The sequence below is a fragment of the Blastococcus sp. SYSU DS0619 genome (genome assembly GCF_054051035.1).
Genome location: NZ_JBJHAM010000016.1, coordinates 49,058 through 68,082 on the forward strand (window position 1 = coordinate 49,058; position 19,025 = coordinate 68,082).

General features: G+C 73.5%; 17 protein-coding genes. 4 read left to right on the forward strand and 13 right to left on the reverse strand.

Features of this window, described 5'->3' with window-relative positions; translation table 11 throughout:
• Positions 1–137 precede the first annotated feature (137 nt).
• Positions 138–794, reverse strand: coding sequence for a pyridoxamine 5'-phosphate oxidase family protein (locus ACI79T_RS16080; RefSeq protein ID WP_456611084.1), 657 nt, complete (start codon positions 792–794; stop codon positions 138–140).
• A 155-nt stretch (positions 795–949) separates the two neighbouring features.
• On the opposite strand from ACI79T_RS16080, the gene ACI79T_RS16085 reads away from it, so the two are divergent.
• On the forward strand, positions 950–1,708 hold the full coding sequence (locus ACI79T_RS16085; protein ID WP_456611085.1) for a response regulator transcription factor: 759 nt from the start codon (positions 950–952) through the stop codon (positions 1,706–1,708).
• A gap of 51 nt (positions 1,709–1,759) precedes the next feature.
• Here ACI79T_RS16085 and ACI79T_RS16090 read toward each other — a convergent pair whose 3' ends face one another.
• The 10 genes from ACI79T_RS16090 to ACI79T_RS16135 form a co-directional block, all read right to left on the reverse strand.
• Complete coding sequence (locus ACI79T_RS16090; protein ID WP_456611086.1) at positions 1,760–2,158, reverse strand: hypothetical protein; 399 nt, start codon at positions 2,156–2,158, stop codon at positions 1,760–1,762.
• 91 nt (positions 2,159–2,249) lie between these two features.
• Complete coding sequence (locus ACI79T_RS16095; RefSeq protein ID WP_456611087.1) at positions 2,250–3,473, reverse strand: flagellin N-terminal helical domain-containing protein; 1,224 nt, start codon at positions 3,471–3,473, stop codon at positions 2,250–2,252.
• Positions 3,474–3,891: 418 nt separating this feature from the next.
• Entirely contained in the window at positions 3,892–4,656 is a 765-nt protein-coding gene (locus ACI79T_RS16100) for a CPBP family intramembrane glutamic endopeptidase (protein ID WP_456611088.1), read from the reverse strand.
• Complete coding sequence (locus ACI79T_RS16105; protein WP_456611089.1) at positions 4,653–5,594, reverse strand: NAD(P)H-binding protein; 942 nt, start codon at positions 5,592–5,594, stop codon at positions 4,653–4,655. Before ACI79T_RS16105 ends, ACI79T_RS16100 begins: the two co-directional genes overlap by 4 nt.
• A 78-nt stretch (positions 5,595–5,672) precedes the next feature.
• Positions 5,673–6,491 (reverse strand): hypothetical protein, encoded by an 819-nt coding sequence (locus ACI79T_RS16110; protein ID WP_456611090.1) that lies wholly within the window; start codon positions 6,489–6,491, stop codon positions 5,673–5,675.
• 250 nt (positions 6,492–6,741) lie between these two features.
• Positions 6,742–8,346, reverse strand: a complete 1,605-nt coding sequence (locus ACI79T_RS16115; RefSeq protein ID WP_456611091.1) for a hypothetical protein — start codon at positions 8,344–8,346, stop codon at positions 6,742–6,744.
• 336 nt (positions 8,347–8,682) lie between these two features.
• Positions 8,683–10,260, reverse strand: coding sequence for a cryptochrome/photolyase family protein (locus ACI79T_RS16120; RefSeq protein ID WP_456611092.1), 1,578 nt, complete (start codon positions 10,258–10,260; stop codon positions 8,683–8,685).
• Positions 10,261–10,415: 155 nt separating this feature from the next.
• Positions 10,416–11,633, reverse strand: coding sequence for an alpha/beta fold hydrolase (locus ACI79T_RS16125; RefSeq protein WP_456611093.1), 1,218 nt, complete (start codon positions 11,631–11,633; stop codon positions 10,416–10,418).
• A 133-nt stretch (positions 11,634–11,766) separates the two neighbouring features.
• Entirely contained in the window at positions 11,767–12,675 is a 909-nt protein-coding gene (locus ACI79T_RS16130; RefSeq protein ID WP_456611094.1) for an NAD-dependent epimerase/dehydratase family protein, read from the reverse strand.
• A 117-nt stretch (positions 12,676–12,792) separates the two neighbouring features.
• Positions 12,793–13,734 (reverse strand): sugar phosphate isomerase/epimerase family protein, encoded by a 942-nt coding sequence (locus ACI79T_RS16135; protein ID WP_456611095.1) that lies wholly within the window; start codon positions 13,732–13,734, stop codon positions 12,793–12,795.
• A gap of 314 nt (positions 13,735–14,048) precedes the next feature.
• Here ACI79T_RS16135 and glsA point away from each other — a divergent pair, with 314 nt between their 5' ends.
• Positions 14,049–14,996 carry a glutaminase A gene (glsA, locus tag ACI79T_RS16140; protein WP_456611096.1) on the forward strand — a complete coding sequence of 316 codons (948 nt, stop codon included), beginning with the start codon at positions 14,049–14,051 and terminating at the stop codon, positions 14,994–14,996.
• On the opposite strand, the gene ACI79T_RS16145 is transcribed toward glsA, so the two are convergent.
• Positions 14,985–15,569, reverse strand: a complete 585-nt coding sequence (locus tag ACI79T_RS16145) for a hypothetical protein (protein WP_456611097.1) — start codon at positions 15,567–15,569, stop codon at positions 14,985–14,987. The genes glsA and ACI79T_RS16145 overlap by 12 nt on opposite strands.
• Positions 15,570–15,736: 167 nt before the next feature.
• On the opposite strand from ACI79T_RS16145, the gene ACI79T_RS16150 reads away from it, so the two are divergent.
• Entirely contained in the window at positions 15,737–17,146 is a 1,410-nt protein-coding gene (locus ACI79T_RS16150; RefSeq protein WP_456611098.1) for an amidase family protein, read from the forward strand.
• On the forward strand, positions 17,146–17,805 hold the full coding sequence (locus ACI79T_RS16155; protein ID WP_456611099.1) for a TetR/AcrR family transcriptional regulator: 660 nt from the start codon (positions 17,146–17,148) through the stop codon (positions 17,803–17,805). The genes ACI79T_RS16150 and ACI79T_RS16155 overlap by 1 nt, the downstream gene beginning before the upstream one ends.
• A 183-nt stretch (positions 17,806–17,988) precedes the next feature.
• On the opposite strand, the gene ACI79T_RS16160 is transcribed toward ACI79T_RS16155, so the two are convergent.
• Positions 17,989–19,002 carry an SMP-30/gluconolactonase/LRE family protein gene (locus ACI79T_RS16160; protein ID WP_456611100.1) on the reverse strand — a complete coding sequence of 338 codons (1,014 nt, stop codon included), beginning with the start codon at positions 19,000–19,002 and terminating at the stop codon, positions 17,989–17,991.
• Between the last annotated feature and the right edge of the window lie 23 nt (positions 19,003–19,025).

The following is a 19,025-nucleotide window of genomic DNA, read 5'->3' on the forward strand; positions in this document are numbered from 1 at the left end:
GTCGCAGCCTGACGGGTCGGCAGACGCGTCGATGGACGTCCTCCGAGCCCACCGACGAAGGGCCCGGTCACCGTGGTGACCGGGCCCTGGTGTCGCCGCGGTAGCGGTCACCCGCGCGGTCCCGCGGCGCACCTGATTCAGTGCGCCACCGCGCCGAACGTGGGGCCCGGAGTGGCGTCGACCCACGGGCGCGGGAGGTGCTTCACCCCGAAGTAGTCGCCGCCCTTGCGCGCATGGTCGTCGGTCCCCCACGCCTGGGCGGAGTCCGGCCGCCTCGACATCAGGGGGATGTGCTTGGCGCAGTGGATGTATGCCTCGACGACGTCGACGCGTACCCAGCGATCCGGTCGGCGACCGCCCTGCTGCAGCAGTCCGTCGACCACGTGCTCGGGCAACGGGCCAGCGGACAGCACCTGCTCGTTCTCGAGGATCGTTGCCCGGCCGTTGACGTGCAGCCCGATGGCATCGCCGCAGAAGTCGATGAACAGCATGCCGATGCCCCCGGTCTCCGCGATGTTGCCGAGGCTGCCCATGACGCCGTTGCCCCGGTACTCCGGGTACGCCAGAGTCCGTTCGTCCAGTACGCCGACGAAGCCCGGTGGCCCGGCGCGGAACGAGCAGTCGGCCTGCCCCGACCCGTCGGCCGTGGCGATGAACACCATGTCCATCCGCTCGACGAACCTCTGCATCCGCTCGCTGAGACGCTCGAGCACCTGGTGGTCGTAGAAGGCACGGGCGCGGGTGGACGTCCCGTACCGCTCCTGCAGGCGGTGTTCCCCGCTCGAACCGGGCATGTCTGTCCCCCTCGGGTGACGCCGTCCCTGCCTCAGACCGGAGGCTAGGGACGGCGCGGACGGCGGTCTCTACGCACACGTGCGTACGTCGGCGCCGGCAGCCATCGGGGCCGCGGAAGTCCCCTCGATGCGCCCTGTCCTCCTACCGTTGACGGGTGGAACGCACCGAGCGGTGCTACGCCGCCTGGCTCACGCTCGTCGGCGACCTGCTCCGGGCGGACCCCGACGACAGGTCCCTCCCGCACGACACGGTCGTGGAGCTGCTGCGTGAGTCGTTCGACGCCTCCTCGTGCATGCGCAACGCCGTCGACACGACCTGGACCGACCACCTGATCGGCTGCTGGCCGCACGGGTTCCTGTCCGCACAGGCCGTGGAGCGACCGGTCGACGCGACGTTCCACCCGCTCATCCGCTGGTACGCCGTGACCGGTGCCGACCGACCCCAGACGACGGCGAGCGTCCCCCGGGGCGTCGCCGCCCGGAAGATGACGGCCGAGTGGTCAGCGTTCGCCCGCCCGCTCGGCGTCACCCACCAGCTGTGCCTGCCGCTGCAGGTCGGCGCGGGGATGCACGCCTACGTCGTCGGCCGCTCGGACCGGGACTTCACCGAGGCCGACCGAGCCCTGGCGACGGCGTTGGCACCGGCGTTGGGCGCGGTGCTGCGGCAGCGCGGCATCCTCGCCGGCGTCACGGGTGCCCAGCGATCCTCCGCGCAGCAGCTCGGCCTCACCGGACGGGAGGTCGCCGTCCTGCACCTGCTCGGGCAGGGTCTGACCGCCGCGTCGATCGCCCGCCGACTGGGCACGTCCCCGCGCACGGTGCACAAGCACCTCGAGCACGTGTACCGCAAGCTCGGCGTGCAGGACCGGCTGCTGGCGGTGCTGCGAGCACGCCATCTGGGCCTGCTCGGCTGAGCTCCGGGACGAACGGCGGCGCAGGTGCCGGCCCGCCGCGGCTGCCGGTGGTCATGTGGCCGCGCGGCCGGACGCAGCTAGTCGCCGGGGTCGGCCTGATGGCGCAGCCGCCAGGCCAGGAGGAACGACGGGCTGGCGGCCGCGGGAGGAAGGCGGCGAGCACGAGCTGGTGCGCCTGCAGCAACAGGTGGTCGGACCGCGCTCGGCGAGCTGGCCGGCCACCGACAGCACCAGGTACAGCACCAGCGCCGAGACGAGGGCTGCCACATAGCCGGCGTCACGTGCCGCATGGCGCTGGGCCAGCTCGTACTCGTCGACCTCGCTGGCCCGCCGCTCGGCGATGTCCCGGACCAGGACACGGGCGCCGTCCCAGGCCACGCCCAGCACCGCGAGACTGACCACCCATCCCCACGAGTCCACGGCGGCCGCGATCGGGGTCGCCGGCCGCATCTACGCCGACTCGGTACTCCGCACCGGCGGCCAGATCCCGCTGCGGGAAGCGCTGCGCAGCCGGTGAGACGGGCGCCCGGGGCGCCGCGCGTCAGGCGAGCAGGCGGAGGACGAACTCCGGTCGCCGGTTGGCCTGTGCCAGCATCGCCGCCCCGGCCTGGGCGAGGATCTGGCTGCGGCTGAGGGCGATCGTCTCCACGGCCATGTCCGCGTCCCGGATGCGCGACTCCGCGGCCGCCGCGTTCTCGCCCGCCACACCCAGCGCTCGGATCGTGTGCTCGAGCCGGTTCTCGTAGGCCCCCAGCTCGGCGCGGACCTCGGAGACCCGCCCGATGGCCCCGTCGACGGCCCGGATGATCGCGGCCATCCCGCCGTACACGAAGTACCGGGGACTGAGCTCTTCCGCCTCATCAACGGTCGAGCCGGGGCCGGGCGTGGCACCGGTGGTCGTCAGCCCAGTCGACGTGGCGGTGAAGGGTGCGAAGCCGGGTCCGAGGACTGCCTGTGCCGCGGCGTTGAGCGCGTCGAGGTGCTCCTGCGCTGTCTCCGCACCGGTGTAGTCCACCGAGGAGAGCGAGAAGTCCTGCCCGCCGTACCGCACCACGCCGGTCAGCGCGCGGAAGCTCGCCTGGTACTCGCCGGTGGCGAACTCCTCGCCGGCCAGCGTGAAACTGCCGGCCGCCGGTGTCCCCTCGTCGTCCGACACGGCAGGGGTGGCCGACGACTGGACGCCGACCCAGCCGTTCCCCCACTCGCCGGTGTCCGGATCCTGGTAGCGGGTGACGTGCGCCGTCGACAGACCGAGGTCGGTGGCGGTCGTGCCCTCGCCGGGGGCCCCGAAGGCGATCCGCAGGGTGTCGCCCGGTGCTGCCCCGACCTGCAGCAGGTGGTCGTAGCTGCCGTCGAGCAGCACCGTGCCGTTGAACGCGGTGGTGCGTGCGATGCGATCGATCTCGGCTTTCAACTGATCGAACTCCGCCCCGATCGCCCGCGTCGGGAGTTCGCCCATGACTCCGGTGCTGGCCCCCTGCACCGCCAGGTCGCGCATGCGCTGCAGCATCGCCGAGACCTCGGTCAGGGCGCCCTCGGCCGTCCGCACCACGCTGATGCCGTCCTGCGCGTTGCGGACGGCCTGGGTCATGCCGCGGGACTGGGCGCGCAGCCCCTCCGAGATGCCCAGCCCGGCCGCGTCGTCGGCGGCGCTGGTGATGCGCAGGCCCGAGGACAGCCGGCGGAGGGTCGTCGTCATGCCGTCGTCGGTCTGCCGCAGCAGCCGCGACGCGTTGAGCGCGGCCACGTTCGTCGCGATCCGCATGTCTTCCCCGCTCCTCCCCCGACGCGTCCCTCCGCGACGACGGAGACGACGACCTCACAAACGGCAGACGGGGATGGTTGTTGATCCCAACGCGCTCCGTTGCAAGATCGCAACCGACCGCCCTCGGGCGCCAACCAGATGACCGAGACCAGCACCGCCACCAGTGCCGGCCCGGCCACGAGCAGGAAGCCGGCGTAGCGGAGGGGCAGCCGCAGCAGCGAGGAGATGGTGATGCGGACGGTGTTCGTGAAGCGATCGGCGTTCTCGCCCCGCGCCGGCTCCAGCAGCGACTCGCGCTGACCACGCCACCCCGTACGGGCGCGCTACCGCGGCGAGCCGACCGCCTCCGGGAGCCAGCGGTCGCCGTGACGGTGGTGCGGAGCGTTGCCGAAGGACCGTCGCCGGCCGTCGCCGGCTCTCACCCGGGCGACCGCGACCGCTCCTCCGCGAGGCGGTCGGCGAACAGCGGCGGCAGGTAGCGGAGCATCAGGGCCGACCACACCACGTGCGTGAGCACGGGCGCCTGGATCCCGCCGGTGATCCTGCGCTGCACCGCGAAGAGCAGCCCCATCGGGACGCTCGCCAGCACGAGCGCCGGGTTGCGGGTGGCGGTGGTGGCCAGTCCGTACACCGCGGTCGAGGCCAGCACCGGCCGGTGCGCGCCCGCCGCCGCGTAGAGCGCGCCGCGGAAGAACACCTCCTCCGCCACGCCGTTGGCCAGCGTGGTGGTGAGCACGAGCGGGTTCGACCCCTGGTCGGCGTAGCGGAGCACCGAGCCGATCGCCCGCTCCATCAGCGGGATCCGCCGGGCGACCAGCGCCGCGGCGTAGAAGGCCCCGAAGGCGCCGGCCCCCGAGACGACCGGCGTGATCACGGGCCGGCGCAGCCGGTCCCCGGGCCCGAACATCCGTCCCAGGTGCAGTGGCCCGGACGCCAGCCCCCCGACCACCCAGGTGCCGGCGACCCCGAGGGTCAGCCCGTAGAACCGTGGTGAGCCCGGCGGCGTGGACAGCGACGCCCCCAGCAGGGACGCACCGGTCACCGCGACGACACCGGTGACCCGCCGGCGGCGGCGGAAGGCCGCGTCGCTCTCCCAGTGGTCGCGCGGGACGCTCCGCAGCAGCGGCCCGGCCGCCCGCTCGGCCGCGGCCCGCAGCCCCCGCAGTCGTCGGCCGCGGGTCACCGCCGCGCTCCGCGGCTCAGCCAGCCGCCGCGTCGCTCCCCCACCTGCTGCCGGCGTTCCCGCGCCCGCTCCAGGAGGGCGGTGAGCACCATCTCGTCGTAGTCCACCGGCTCGAACGGGACGACCGAGCGGATGGCGGGGTCGGTCACGACCACCTCGATCGACATCGAGTCGATCAGCGAGCGGCCGGTGGCCACGTCCACATCGGTGACCAGGGCCAGCCAGCGCGAGGACAGCTGCGGGCTGAGCAGCGGCACGGGGACCACGAACAGGTGCCGGTTCTGCAGCTCGGCGACGCGGGTCAGCATCTGCAGGTAGGTGAGCACCTCCGGCCCGCCCACATCGAACACCCGGCCTTCCGCCTCCGGTGCGTCGAGGACGCCCACCAGGTACCGGACGACGTCGGCGACCGCGATCGGCTGGGTGCGCGTGTGGACCCACCGGGGGGTGACCATCGCGGGCAGGTGGGCCACCAGCTGGCGGGTCATCTCCCACGACACCCCGCCGTGGCCGACCACGATGCCAGCGCGCAACACCGTGACCGGCACCCCGGTGCCGCCCAGGAGCCGCTCGACCTCGCGGCGGCTGCGCAGGTGCGGCGACAGCCGGTCGTCGTCCTTGCCCAGGCCGCCGAGGTAGACGATCCGACCGGCCCCGGCCGCGGCGGCGGCCCGGGCGAACGCGCGCGCCGCGTCGGCGTCCTTGCGCTCGAAGTCCGCGTCGCCGAGGGAGTGCACCAGGTAGTAGGCGGCCTCGCAGCCCTCGAGCGCCGCCCGCAGCGATGCCTCGTCGCCGACGTCGCCCGCCACCGGGGTGCCGGCCCCCTGGTAGCTCTCCGGCCGTCGGGTCATCGCCCGGACGTCGTGGCCCGCCTCTTCCAGCGCGGTGGCCAATCGGCTGCCCACGAACCCCGACGCGCCGGTGACCAGGATCCTCACCCGTCCAGCCTCACCCGGGCGGGCGGCGGGCGCGACCCGTACCGCGTCGGGCAGGCGGCTGCCGACCGAGGGGATTGCCTAGTTCGCCGACGTGGGGCCCTGGTCGCGATCGGTCTGCCCCGGCATCCGCGACTGGTCCGAATGCGAGCCGGTCGGGTCCTCGTCGCCGAGCGCCTCGGCCTTCAGCTGCGCCTTCAGCGCATCCTGCTGGCGCCGGCGCTTGATCTCCGTGCGGGCGAGGACCGCCGCCAGGATGATCGGCCAGACGTACGTCATCTTGTCGGCGAGCCAGCTCACCCAGCCCGGGACCTGCCAGTCCGGCAGGTCGACGTCCGGCCACGGGATCGACGGCAGGTCGACGTCCGGCCACGGGATCGACGGCAGGTTCCAGTCCGGCCACGGGATGGCGATCGCCAGCCGGACCGCGAGGAGGCCGAGCAGCAGCGGGACGACGACCTTGCCGACGCCTCCGGCGACGGTCACCGCCGCGTACCGTCGAGGATGCCGCCGGATCCGTTCCTCGCGGAGGGCAGCGGGCGACCCGGGCTCGGGATCCAGATCGATCCCACCCGCTCCGAGCAGGGCCCGGGTGGAGGCGCTGACCTCGCCGTCAGCCTGGTACCAGGTGACCCGCCTGGGTCGCCCGAGGGCGGTGAACTTCACCCGGATCGCGCCGACGTCCGGGAGTTCCTCGGCATCCGCGTCGGTTCCCGAGCCGCTCTTCTCCAACCGGTCACCCGGCTCGAGCCGCACGGTGTCCTCCGAGGACTTCTTGACGGCGACCAGTCGCCCGTCGACGTACCAGGTGACCGTCCGGGAGAACGAACCGGTGATCTCCACGCGATGCCGCTGGCCATGTACTGACAGGTCCCAGCCCTGGACGTCGTCGCCGGACACCCTCAGAACGTAGCGGCGCTGCCGGCGTGGGCGAAAGCGACAGCCGTGTTCGACGGCTCAGGTCGACAACATCCCCGCTCCCCCGAACGCCGGGACGCCATTGCCGTCCTTCGTCGCCTCACCGACGCCTTCGATCGTATCGATCCCGGACTCCTGGCCCAGGATCTGCCGTACCGCTCCTCGGTCGATGGCGCGCTCCGGCCCCGACCCGCTTCGGCGGGTCGGGGCCGGAGTGACCGCAACGTCGCGCTCAGGTCTGGCGTCGCCGGGACACGAGGAGCAGGCCGCCACCCGCGGTGAGCGCGAGCATGCCTGCCCCCAGCACCGGCAGCGCCGTGAAGCCCGTGTCGGCCAACACGGCACCGGTCCCGTCAGCGGCGGCGGGCGCGGCATCCTCCGCCACGACCACCTCGACGGTCAGGTAGTGCGGGTTGCCATCGGCGTCGACGCCGGCGGCCAGGAGCGTGTGCACACCAGAAGCGAGTCCGGCGGGCACGGTGACAAGGGTCGCGACATCGCCGTTCGCATCGGCCTCCACGGTGGCCAGCAACTGCGGCGTCGAATACATGACGATGTCGACCGACGAGCCCGGCGCAAAGCCGGACCCCCTCACGGTCACCTGTTCCCCAGCCTCAACCTTCGTGTCCGCATCGCTGAGCCGCAGCGGCGCGGTGGCGGTCGGCACGGTGGCCGGCGCGACGAAGTCGGGCACCACGTCGCTGTAGGCCGGGTGGCCGGACAGGCCCTGGTAGTCGCCCTCGGCGAGCGCCCGGACCGTCACGGCGTACTGGGAGCCGGCCGCGACCGGCAACGTGCAGTCGAGATCGTCGGCCGCGGTGGTCTCGCACCAACTGGAGGGAGGTTCCTCGGCCTCCGGACCGGGGTCGACCATCCGGACGGCTTCGACGAGCCACCCCGTGACACCAGCGACGTCCGCGGGAGGCGTCCAGGACACGGTCAGCGACTTGACACCGGTCCTCACCGTGACCTCGGACGGCGCGAGGTAGGTACGGACGGGACGGACGACCACCGGCGCACTCGCCGCACCGGGACCGACCAGGCTGGTGGCCCGGATGCTGACGGTGTAGCTCTCGCCGATGTCCAGCCCCGACAAGGACAAGGCGCGCCGCCGCTCGTCGCCGCCCGCATCGAAGGACGTCCACGTCGTCCCGTCCAGCGAGAACTCCCAACCGTCGGCCGGCTGGAATGCGACGCCCCGCGCAGGGTCGAAGGCCGGCCCACCACCCGGGAGCGGCCCGCCGAGCGGCGTGAAGTAGACGACCGCAGAGTCGTCGAACACGTACACGTCGGGCTGGCCGACGTAGGGCGCAGGAGGAGCCGAGCAGAGCACGCCCGTGCCCTCCACGAGCCCGTTGCCCGTGCGCTCGGAACCCTCCGCGCCGAAACCTCCGAAGGGCTGTGCGGAGTCGTACTGGGGGAACATGCTGAGCCGCTTGTCGTACCCGACATTGGTCGCGGTCGGACCGCCGGCCACAGCACCACCGCCGGCGGACAGGTAGGCCTGTCCCGCGAGGGTGACCACCGACGGCCCGCCGGCCTGGTCCGTAGTGCCCATGGCGCCCGCGTTCAGGGTGAACACGTCTCCGGTGCCGACCTGCGTCGTCAGGATCAACTCGCCCCCGGGCAGGCCCGCGGTGGTGTTGCTGTCGACCCCACCCTCGCCACCGATGACCCGCCAGGTGATGGCGCAGATGCCCTCGGGAACGGGGCCGGACGACACGGCGCCCTCGTCGGTGGAGAACGACAGGGAGGGCACCGGATCCGCCGCCGACGCCACACCCACCACGCTCAAGGCCGTCGTGGATACCCCGATCGTGCTGACGGCCAGCAGCACGGCCGTTCGACGGGATGACGCTTGTCTGTGCACGCCGGACTCCCCGGAAAAGGTGCCCGGGACGCCGGGCTCGAACAGCCGGCACACCGGCTCCGGGAGCACTCGACCACCCGCGTCTATGTGACCTGTGGAGAAACCACACCATGAAACGGAGCGTTACTGCATCGTGATCTGACCATGCCCTGCGCGACTGATCGTAGATGTTGCTATCGATTGCCCCTCGCTGCGCCGACGGAGGCTCCCCAACCCTGGCAGTGTTTGTGCTTCGGGGAGAACACCGGCTCGGAAGTGCAACCCGATGCGTTGCTGCCGGCCGGTGGCGCCGTCGTCGCCCGGCTACGGCGGCTCCGTCCCGCGGTGCGCTTCCTGCTGGACCACGGCCTCGAGGTCCGCGAGCCGGTCGAGGCCCTGCAGCGGCCGGCGCATGCGGTGGTTGCCGGCCAGCTGCTCGCGGGTGCGGTCGAGGAAGGCCCAGTAGCCCGCGGTGTACGGGCAGGCGTCCTCCCCGAGCCGCTTCTTCGGGTTGTAGCGGCAGCCGCCGCAGTAGTCGCTCATCCGGTCGATGTAGGCGCCACCGGAGGCGTAGGGCTTGGTGGCCAGCACGCCGCCGTCGGCGTGCTGGCTCATCCCGACGACGTTGGCGACCATCACCCACTCGTAGCCGTCGACGAAGGTCTCGTGGAACCAGTCGGTCATCGCCGAGGGGTCGATGCCGCGCTGGAGCGCGTAGTTGCCGAGCACCATCAGGCGCGGGATGTGGTGCACCCAGCCGTCGCGGCGGAGGTCGCCCAGCACGTCGGAGAGGCAGGCCGCGTCGACCGCGGCGTCGTCCAGGCCGGCCAGCCAGTCCGGCACCTCCCGGCGGGCGGCCAGGAAGTTCCGCCGCCGGAAGTCGCGGCCGAGGTGCCAGTACATGTGCCAGATGTAGTCACGCCAGCCCATGACCTGCCGGACGAACCCCTCGACGCTGTTGAGCGGCAGCGGGTCGCCGTCGGCGACGGAGTCGCGGTAGCGCCGCTCGGCCCGCCCGACGACGTCGAGGGGATCGAGCAGCCCGAGGTTGAGCGCGGGCGACAGCAGGGAGTGGGCCAGCCACCGCTCGTCGCGCAGCATCGCGTCCTCGTGCGGGCCGAAGGCGCCCAGCCGGGTGCCGAGGAAGTCGTCCAGTCGGCGGACCGCCTCGCGCCGGGTCACCGGGAACAGCCGTGGACCGTCGTCCCCGACGAAGGCGACGTCGCCGGCGGCCGCCCAGCGGTCCAGGTCGGCGCGGACCTCCTCGTCGATCTCGTCCTCCTCGGGCCACCACGGCTCGGGCGCCGGGGAACGGCCGTCGATGGGCGGCGGTTGCCGGTTCTCCTCGTCGAGGTTCCACCGGCCACCGACCGGCTGCGCGCCGTCCACCAGGACGTCGTGGCGCCGGCGGGCGTCGCGGTAGAAGTCCTCCATCAGCAGCCGCTGCCGGCCGCGGCCCGCGGCCCACGCGGCGAACTCCGCCTGGCTGCTCACGAACCCTCGGGCCGCGAGCACCTCCACCCCCGTGCGGCGGAGGACGAGGTCACGGCTCCCCCAGGACGTCGGGGCGCAGACGCTCAACGGGTCCCGTACCCGGTCGAGCGCCTCGGCGTAGGTGCCGACCTGGTGGAACTCGGCCTGCTCCCCCAGCTCGGCGGCGCGGTGCCGCAGGGCGGAGAGGACGAGGTGCGCCTTCTGGCGGTGGAAGCGGCGCCGGGCGAACACCGCCCGGGACTCGATCAGCAGCACCGGCTGCTGCGGCCCGTCCAGGAAGTGCGGACCGAGCTGGTCGGCGAAGCACCAGCGCCGGGTCCCGGGGGCCCGCTCCGGGAAGTCGGCCAGGGCGGGGTCGGAGCGGTGGACGTCCGGCCCTCTCCCATGACCGTCCGCACGCGCCGCCACCGGCCTCTCCCCCACGCGGACATCGTGGGGGGACCGGTGGTCCGACCGCGACTCGTGGCGCGCCCCGTCACCGGATCAGCTTCGCCGAGCAGGCACTCGGCCCTTCCGGAGGTGAACCGAACCCGTCCGAGGCGGGACGCACGTTGGCCGGGGGGTCACCGCTCGGTGGTGTCCCGCACCCCGTCTGCCCGTGTCCGTGCAGGGGTCCTCGGCAGTAGTTGCCGCACTCCGATCGCAGTCCGGATGGCGTGGCCCAGCAGCCGGGTAGGCCCTCGCCGCGGAAGCGACGAGAGCTCGGCGGCCCACTCCGGCAGCGTCCGGTGGTGACCGGAGAGGACCGCCTCGGCCACCTGCAACGCGGCACGGCGATGGGTGTCCAGCGCGCTGTGACCGGTCGCGGTGAGCGGGACCAGGACTGCGTCCGGTGCCAGGTCCACCACCTGCTCCGCGATGGCGCGGGGCGTCCGGACGTCCCGGTCACCGGAGATGACGGCGAGCGGCCACCGGAAGCGCGGTAGCTCGGTGGCGAGGTGGAACGGCTCACCCGTGAACGGCGGTTGATCAGCGGCGCTCGCCGCGAACTCCAGCCTGACGTCGAGCGGCAGACCGTCCGGGACGGGTGCGTAGCCCAGCTCGCCGTAGGCGATCCTGCCGACGAGGTCGGGCTCCATGAACAACGGCTTGCCGGTGGTGATCTCGTCGGCGCCCAGATGCGCCAATCGGTTCCAGATCCACCGGCCGCGGCCGTCCAGGCGCAGCCGGAGCAGTCGTTCGAGCGCGGCAGGCCCGGCGAACTCGTGGACGATCTGGGTCACCGCGCCGGTCGTCTCCACCGGCACCACGCCGGCGGCGACGGCCCTGCGCATCAACTCGGCCGCTCGGGCGGTCTGGCTGCTACGGCCGTGCCAGTACAGGTCGCGCAGGGACTCCCGCACGACCTGGCCGTCGTGGGCGCCGAGCATCACGGAGTCGAGCACCATGCCCGCGACCCGCTCGGGATGGCGCACCCCGAGCCCCTGCGCGAGATAGGTCCCGTAGGACGACCCGTAGACGACAGCCTGGTCGACCCCGCAGTCATCGAGGACGGCCGCCAGATCGTCCACCACCTGGTCCACGGTCAGCGCCTCCGGCGGCAGGTCCACGCCGTCGGCGTCCTGCCGGGAGAGGCCCACCCCCCGGTGCTCGACCATCACGACGTCCACTCCCCTGCCGGCTGCCGAGGCCCGGAAGGACGAGTACGGCAGCACAGAAGCGAGTCCGGGACCACCAGGGACCACCAGCAGCGGCCGATCGCTGCGCGGTCCCTCGCGGACGTAGGACAGCTGGAAGGTCCGCTCGTCACCGGGGGCGACCGGCCGCTCGACACGGGCCACGCGAGGGTGGGCTGCGAGCCTGCGCGTCAATCGGTCGGTGTCGCCCATGGCCGGCGAACGAGCCCCGGCAGCTGCAAGTTCCGAGACCGCGGCAACTCGCGTGATGCGTGACCCTGCGGCTGCCGCGGGACCGTCACGCGTCCGTCGTCAGGCCCCGGCGGAGTTCGTCCAGGGCCTGCGCGAGGCTCACCCGCGGCGTCCAGCCCCAGCCCCGCGCGCGGTCGGTGCGCAGCTGCCCGGTCCAGACCGGCTCGTCGGTCCACTCGGGTGCGACGCCCAACGCGTCGGCCACCGTGCCGAGGTAGTCCCGCCAGGTCGCCGGCTCGCCCGCGACGACGACCGGCGTCGTTCCCCCGGCCACGGGGCCTCGCTCGGCGTCGTCGGCGGTCGCGACGGCGCCCGTGGCGACGTCCGCGATGAAGGCCGCCAGGTCGTCGACGTGCACCCAGGCCCAGGTCTGCGCCGGGTTCGCCGAGCGCTGCCCGTCCCGGATCTGCTGCGGGCGCAGCGTGTTCCAGACCGACGTGTCGCCCGCGCCCATGATGGCCGGCGGGCGGACCAGCACGGTCGTGAGTCCGCCGACCTGCGCGAGCGCGGCGTCGGTCGCGTTCTTGGTGTCGGGGTAGTCGCCGCTGCCCTCGGGCAGGAGGGCGCCGTCCTCGGCCACGTCCCCGACGCCGGCCGACCGGTCGTAGACCCCGGCCGTGGACACGTGCACGAGCCGGGAGACACCGGCGTCCCGGGCTGCCCGGGCGACGACCGGCGTCCCCTCGACGCCCACCCGGTGCTGCACCTCCCGGGACGAGCCCATCGGGTGGACCGTCGTGACGACCGCGTCGGCGCCCTGGGTCACCGCGCGGGCGAAGCTCTCGTCGGCGAACTCGCCGACGTGCTCGGTGACCCCGTCGAGCGCGGGCGCACTGCCGGCGCGGCGGACGACGGCGCGCACCTGCGCCGACCGCTCGACGAGTGCCCGGCACACCGCGGTGCCCACCAGCCCGTTCGCACCGGTCACCACGACGACGGGAGAGGAATCGACCATGCCGCCCACCCTGCCAGCGACCGGGCGAGGCTGCCTGGTGCGGGCCGTCCCAGCGCAGGAGGAGGCGGCCCCGGGAGCCCGGGACCGCCTCCTCCGGAGTGCGCGATGCGCCCTACGTCAGCGCGACGTGCAGGTCAGGTACGCGAACCCTTCCCGGGCCGCCTCGAAGGGGTCGAAGGAGGGGTCACCGAAGCGGGGGTCGTGCTCGACGACGAAGTACCGGGTGCTGCCGCCGGCCACCCGGAAGATCGACGAGAAGTCGATGCCGCCGCGACCGACGATCTCGATCCGCCGGTCCAGCGCCTCGTTGAGGTCCTTGACGTGGAACAGCCGGATCCGGTTGCCGTACTGCTCGATGAGCTCGATCGGGTCGGCGCCGGCGAAGACCGCCCAGTACAGGTCGAGCTGCGACACGACGTGCCGGCGCTCGCTGTGCTGCATGAGGATGTCGAAGGCGGTGCGGCCCCCGAAGGTGGTCTCGAACTCCCAGTTGTGGTTGTGGACCATGACCCACTGCCCGGCCTGGCGGGCCTGCGCCCCGACCGTGTCCAGGTACTCGGCGTAGGCGACCCACTCGGCCTCGGTGGTGAACCTCGGGGTGGCCCCGGAGCCGAAGTACTGGACGCCGAGGACGCGGTTCTCCCGGAGGATCTGCGCGATGTCCGCCGGGTCGCTGGGCGTGCCGACGTCGACGTGCCGTCCCGAGGCATTGAGCCGGTACTCCCGGAGCAGCGCGGCGTACTCCTCCGCGGTGAACCCGCTCAGGGTGAACGGCTCGACGTTCCGGTAGCCCATCTCGCTGAGCCGGCGGAGCACCTCTTCGTGGCGGGCCTGGGTGGCCGCGTCGTCGCCGAAGCCGATGTAGTCGGCGAAGGTCCACAGCTGGATGGAGACCGCCCTCGCCGGTACGGGCCGGTCGACGCAGTCGGAACTGCCCGTGGCCCCGGTGGCGGCCGGGGCCGCGCTCGCCGTGCCGACGAGCCCCAGGAACAGAACGGACGACAGGGCGGCGAACAGCACGGCGCGCATCGTGTGGCGCAGGTTTCGAGTCACCTTCATGGATTCCCCTCGAGTGGTGTGGCGGCGCCCGTCGTCCATCGCAGGTCACTTCTGCCGTGCTGCCCGACGTCGGAGGCTCCGTGGACCGACCGCCGGGCGCGCATCCCCTGCCTGCACCAGGACTGTGAGCCGTGTCACCGACGCTAGCAACACTTTCGCTCGACAGGAAGCAGAAGTGCGTCGCCTGCGAGCACAAGCCTCCCGGTGCCGCGCGGCGAGGTCGACGGACCAACCGGTGCTCGCCTGCCGCTCGGGGGGCCGGGCCGCCAGGCAGCGCGGGCGTGTCCGCGTCCGCCGACGGGTAGCGGGGGTGGATGCCCCCCGCGCGCACCTCCGCCCCGGACGACACCAGCGACCTCGAGGCGGTGCTCGCCGAGGTCGCCGACCGGTCGCGGCACCTCGCCGAGGAGGGCGAGGTCGAGGACCAGCCCGAGGAACTGCCCTCGGCCGAGTCCGCCCGCTTCGCCCTGGCGCTCGCGGAGCTGAACGGGACGGAGCACGTGACCGGCGACGCCGACGTGGGCTTCTCGATCCAGAGCGTGGTGAAGGTCTTCGCACTCACGGCCGCCCTCCAACGGGTGGGTGAGGACCTGTTCGACCGCGTGGGCCGGGAGCCGTCCGGGGACCCGTTCAACTCCCTGATCCAGCTCGAGCACGAGAAGGGGGTGCCGCGGAACCCGTTCATCAACGCCGGAGCCCTGGTCATCTGCGACGTCCTGCTCGACGCAGCGGACGGCCCGTTCGGCGCCGTCGCCGGGCTCCTCGGCGACCTGGTGGGCGAGGAGGCGGCCGTGAACGAGACCGCGCTGGACGCCGAGCGGGAGAGCAGTTCGCTCAACCGGGCCATGGGCCATCTGATGAGCTCGTTCGGGAACGTGCACCACCCGGTCGACGAGGTCGTGGAGCTCTACGTCCGCCTCTGCGCCCTCACGGTGACCACGCGGACGCTGGCCCGGGCCGCCCGCTTCCTCGCCAACGACGGCGTCAACCCGCGGACCGGCGCGCCGGTGCTGTCCGAGCCCCTCGCCCGACGGGTCAACGCGCTGATGCTGACCTGTGGCACCTACGACGCCGCCGGCCAGTTCGCCTACGACCTGGGGTTCCCGTGCAAGAGCGGGGTCGCGGGAGCGGTCATGGGCGACGTGACCGGGCGGTTCGGCGTGTGCGCGTGGTCGCCACCCCTGGACGAGAAGGGGAACTCGCGAGCCGGACGCGCCGCTCTGCACCTGCTGTCGGAACGGCTCGACCTGTCACTGCTGTGACCCGGCCCCCGTGACCGGCCGCCCGGCCAACGCGGTGACCACCTCGACGGCGGCATCCCAGTACCGCTCGTAGTGGTACGGATCGGCGTTGCGCTGGGTGCGGTGCGCGGCGATCGTCGGCGGGAGCGAGGGCCAGTCCGGCACCTCCTGCAGCGCGAGGAAGAAGTTCGTCGCGCTCGTCGTCGGGTCCATCCGGTCGGCGTACGAGCCCCAGGCACCGTTGGCCCGTTGCTGGAACAGCCCGCGCGAGTCGGGACCGGCGGCGTCACCCCGGTCCAGGACCCGCAGCGAGGACTCCCCCATCGCGGTCATGACGCCGATCGTCTGCGCGCAGGTGTCCAGGCCCAGCGCCTGCCCGGCGTTCACGATCGCGGCCGCGTTGGCCAGCTGGTCACCGCCGTAGCCGGCGACCGGGCCGTCCGGCACGGCTGCGGCGTCCACCCGCACCCCGGCCTCGGCCACGGCGCACTCCGCCGACCGCGGCGCCTCCCCGCCCGTCTGGCGCGTCAGCACCACCAGCGCGACCGCCACGATGCCGGCGACCAGCGCGACCGGCAGCCATCCGTGCGGCACCGACGGCGGTCGCCCACCCCGACGTGCTCCGGACGGCATCGCGCTCCCTCGGTCGTCCCCTGTGACGACTCCCCAACGAGCGGGGCGTCGACAAGGTCCCCGGGTCGGGTGGCTGCGGCGCGATCAGAACCCTGGTCAAACGCGATCGAGCGATTCACTATTCGTCCATGACACTCTCCGTCGACGAGTACCGGCGCTGGGATGCGGTCGCCATGGCGGACCTGGTCCGCGACGGCCGGGTTTCCGCCGCCGAGCTCGACGAGGCCGCACGGGAGCTGATCGACGCCCGGGCCGACCTGAACGCCGTCGCCCACCTCGCCGGTCCCGGCGCGCCGCTGGCCGCGGACGGTCCCCTCGCCGGCGTCCCGTTCGCCGTCAAGGAGCTGCTCGCCTGGCCGGGGCTGCCGTGGACCATGGGGTCCCGGCTGATGGCCACCGCTCCTGCACCCGGCCTCTCGCCGTACGCGGCCCGGATCCGCGACACCGGCCTGAACGTCGTCTGCTCGACGACCAGCTCGGAGTTCGGGCTGCTCGGCAGCACCGAGACGGCGCTGCACGGCGTCACCCGGAACCCCTGGCGGCCGGACCTGTCCGCCGGGGGCTCGTCGGGAGGCTCCGCCGCGCTCGTCGCCGCCGGGGTGGTCCCGATGGCGCACGGCAGCGATGCCGGCGGCTCGCTGCGCGTCCCGGCGGCCCTGAACGGGGTGTTCGGGTTCAAGCCGTCCAACGGGCGCGGTGAGCCGACCGGACCGGAGGCACCCGGCCTCGGCGCACTGCTCGTCGAGCACGTCATGACCCGCTCGGTCCGGGACAGCGCCGCATTCCTCGCCGCCACCGAGCGCACCGGACCGGGCGCGGTCCACCCACCGATCGGGGCGGTGACCGGGCCGTCCACGACCAGGCTCCGCGTCGGCGTGCTCGGGACGACGTTGCTCGGTCGCCGGCCCGACGAGCCGGTGCGGCGCGAGCTGGACCGCGCCTCGGCGCTCTGCGCGTCCCTCGGCCACCACGTGGAAGATGCCGACCGTCCCGACATCGACGGGCCGGCGCTCAGCCGGGCCTTCTTCACGGCCGCCGCGCTGACGATGACGCAGGTCGCCCACGCCTTCGCGCCGATGCTCGGCCGCCCGCCGGGTCCGGACGAGCTGGAGCCGTTCACCCTGGAACTCATCGCCTGGGGGGCCGCGCTGGACGCCGCGGCCCACGTGGGCGGCGAGCGGGCGATGGCGCATGCAACCCGCGAATACCTGCGGCTGTTCGAACGCCACGACGTGGTGCTCACCCCCACGCTCGCCCGGTCGTCCTGGCCGGTGGGGCACCTCTCCCCCGAGGCCGGCCGCGAGACGCTCGTCCAGCGCACCGAGGAGGCGGTCGGGTACACCCCGATCCACAACATCGCCGGCTGCCCGGGGATGTCCGTCCCGCTCGGCCGGCACGACGGCCTGCCCGTCGGGATGCACGTCGCCGCCCGCCCAGGAGCCGACCGGCTCCTGCTGGAACTGGCCTACGAGCTCGAGGAGGCCGCGCCGTGGGGCGGCGTCACGCCGCCGGAGCGGCAGGGCGACGGGCAGGAGTGATGGCCCAGGTCCTCAAGCCGGAGGTCCGGGCCCGCATCGAGGCGGCCGCGCTGCGCTGCTTCGCCGACCGCGGCTACCCGGGCACGTCGATCGCCGCCGTCGCGGCCCTGGCCGGCACCGCCCCCGCCAACGTCTACCGGTACTTCGGGTCCAAGGAGCTGCTTTTCGGCACGGTGGTCCCCGCCGACCTGCCGGTCCGCCACGACCGGCTGCTCGACACGCGGATCGCGGCCCTGGCGGCCGGGTCCGGCCAGGGCCCGCCGGCCGACGAGCTGCTCGAGTTCTGGCTGGACCACCCCTTGGCCGTCACGGTGCTGCTCGACCGGGCGGAGGGCACGCGGTTCGCCGACTACCCAGCCGGCTTCGTGCGGCGCCTCGTCGACCACACCGAACGCTCCCTGGGGCACCCGCCGGCTCCCGAGCAGCGCGCCCTCCTGCAACTGGTCTTCGACAACACCCGCCGCGCGGTGGCGCAGATCCTGCGGACGGCCCGCGACCGTGAGCACTGCCGGGCGCTGATCGCCGGCTTCTGGAGCTACCAGCTCCCCGGGCTCGACGGCCTCATGACCTTCCTGCGGCAGGACACCGGTGACCGGCCGGACGAAACCGGCGCGACGCACGTTCCCGCGGGAGCGCCCGTCGAGGCGAGACGCCGCTGACCAGCCCACGAGATCCCCCACGGGTGCTGGTGGATCGGTCCGCGCGGGCGGCCGAACCGGCACGAGCGCGGGGGTGTCCCGTCCATCGAACGACCGCGCGGCGCCTCGTGGCACATCCGAGCACCTGGCGGCTGCCGGGACCCGCGTCGGCTCAGCGACCGGCGCGGTCCCTGCGGACGGGCGTCACGGATCGAACGGCCGGACGACCACCTCCGAGATGCGGGAGGGCGGGTCCTCCTCGAACTGGCTGTCCACCAGCAGCAGGTGCCCGCGGGCGACGTCCGCCGTGGTGAGCACCCGGTCGGGGTCGGTGGGGACCTCGGCGATCAGCGCGGCCGCCGTGGCGCCGTCGTCCAACCGCAGGTACGTGAGGACGCGCGGGAAGTTCCGGACGGCGACGAGCGTCTGCCCTCGCACGACGAGCCCGTCGGCCGAGGTGAGGTCGACGTCCCCGGTGTCCACGAGGGTGGGCGCCGCCGTCGCCAGGTCGAACCGCCACAACTGGCCGGCCGCGCTGTGCGCCACCACCAGCGACCGGCCGTCGGGTGCCACCTCGATGCCGTTGAGCCCGAAGGTCCCGGCCTCCTGCGGGATGGTCGCGGCGGCGTCGGACCAGAGCGTCGCCGTCCAGTCGCCGTGCTCGCGGGCGATCCGGAAGATCCGGGGGGTGGTCGAGTCGGTGACGTAGGCGGCGCCGTCCGGGCCGATCGCGACGTCGTTGAGGAAGACCGGGCCGTCGACGGGCACCCGCAGCGCCGCCAGCAGGTCGCGGTCGTCGTCGTAGACCCAGAAGTCCGGGGCATCGGCAGGCGCGCCGTCCTGCGTGCGGTTGTCGCCACCCGCGACGAAGACCCGGTCGCGCCGGTCGGTGGCGATGCCGACGGCGGTGCGCCGGCCGTCCCGCAGGGCGTCGTCCTCGTCCAGCCAGACGCGCGTCGTGCGGTGGTCGAGCCGACCGCGGTGGATCTCCCCGCCGGTGGTCTCCGTGACGTAGAAGGTCCGGCCGTCCTCGACGACGTCGATGCCCTCGAACTGGGAGCCGCCGCGATCGCCGAGCAGCCGGTAGGCACCGGGCAGGTCCCGGCCGTCGCGCGGGTGCCGGTCCCCGCCGTCCGCAGCTGCGGGGGCGGCGGTACCGAGCAGGAGCGGCGGCAGGCAGAAGACCGCCGCGGCGGTGCGGCGGAGCGTCGGGCGCATGAGGCCTCCATGCGGGGTCGAAG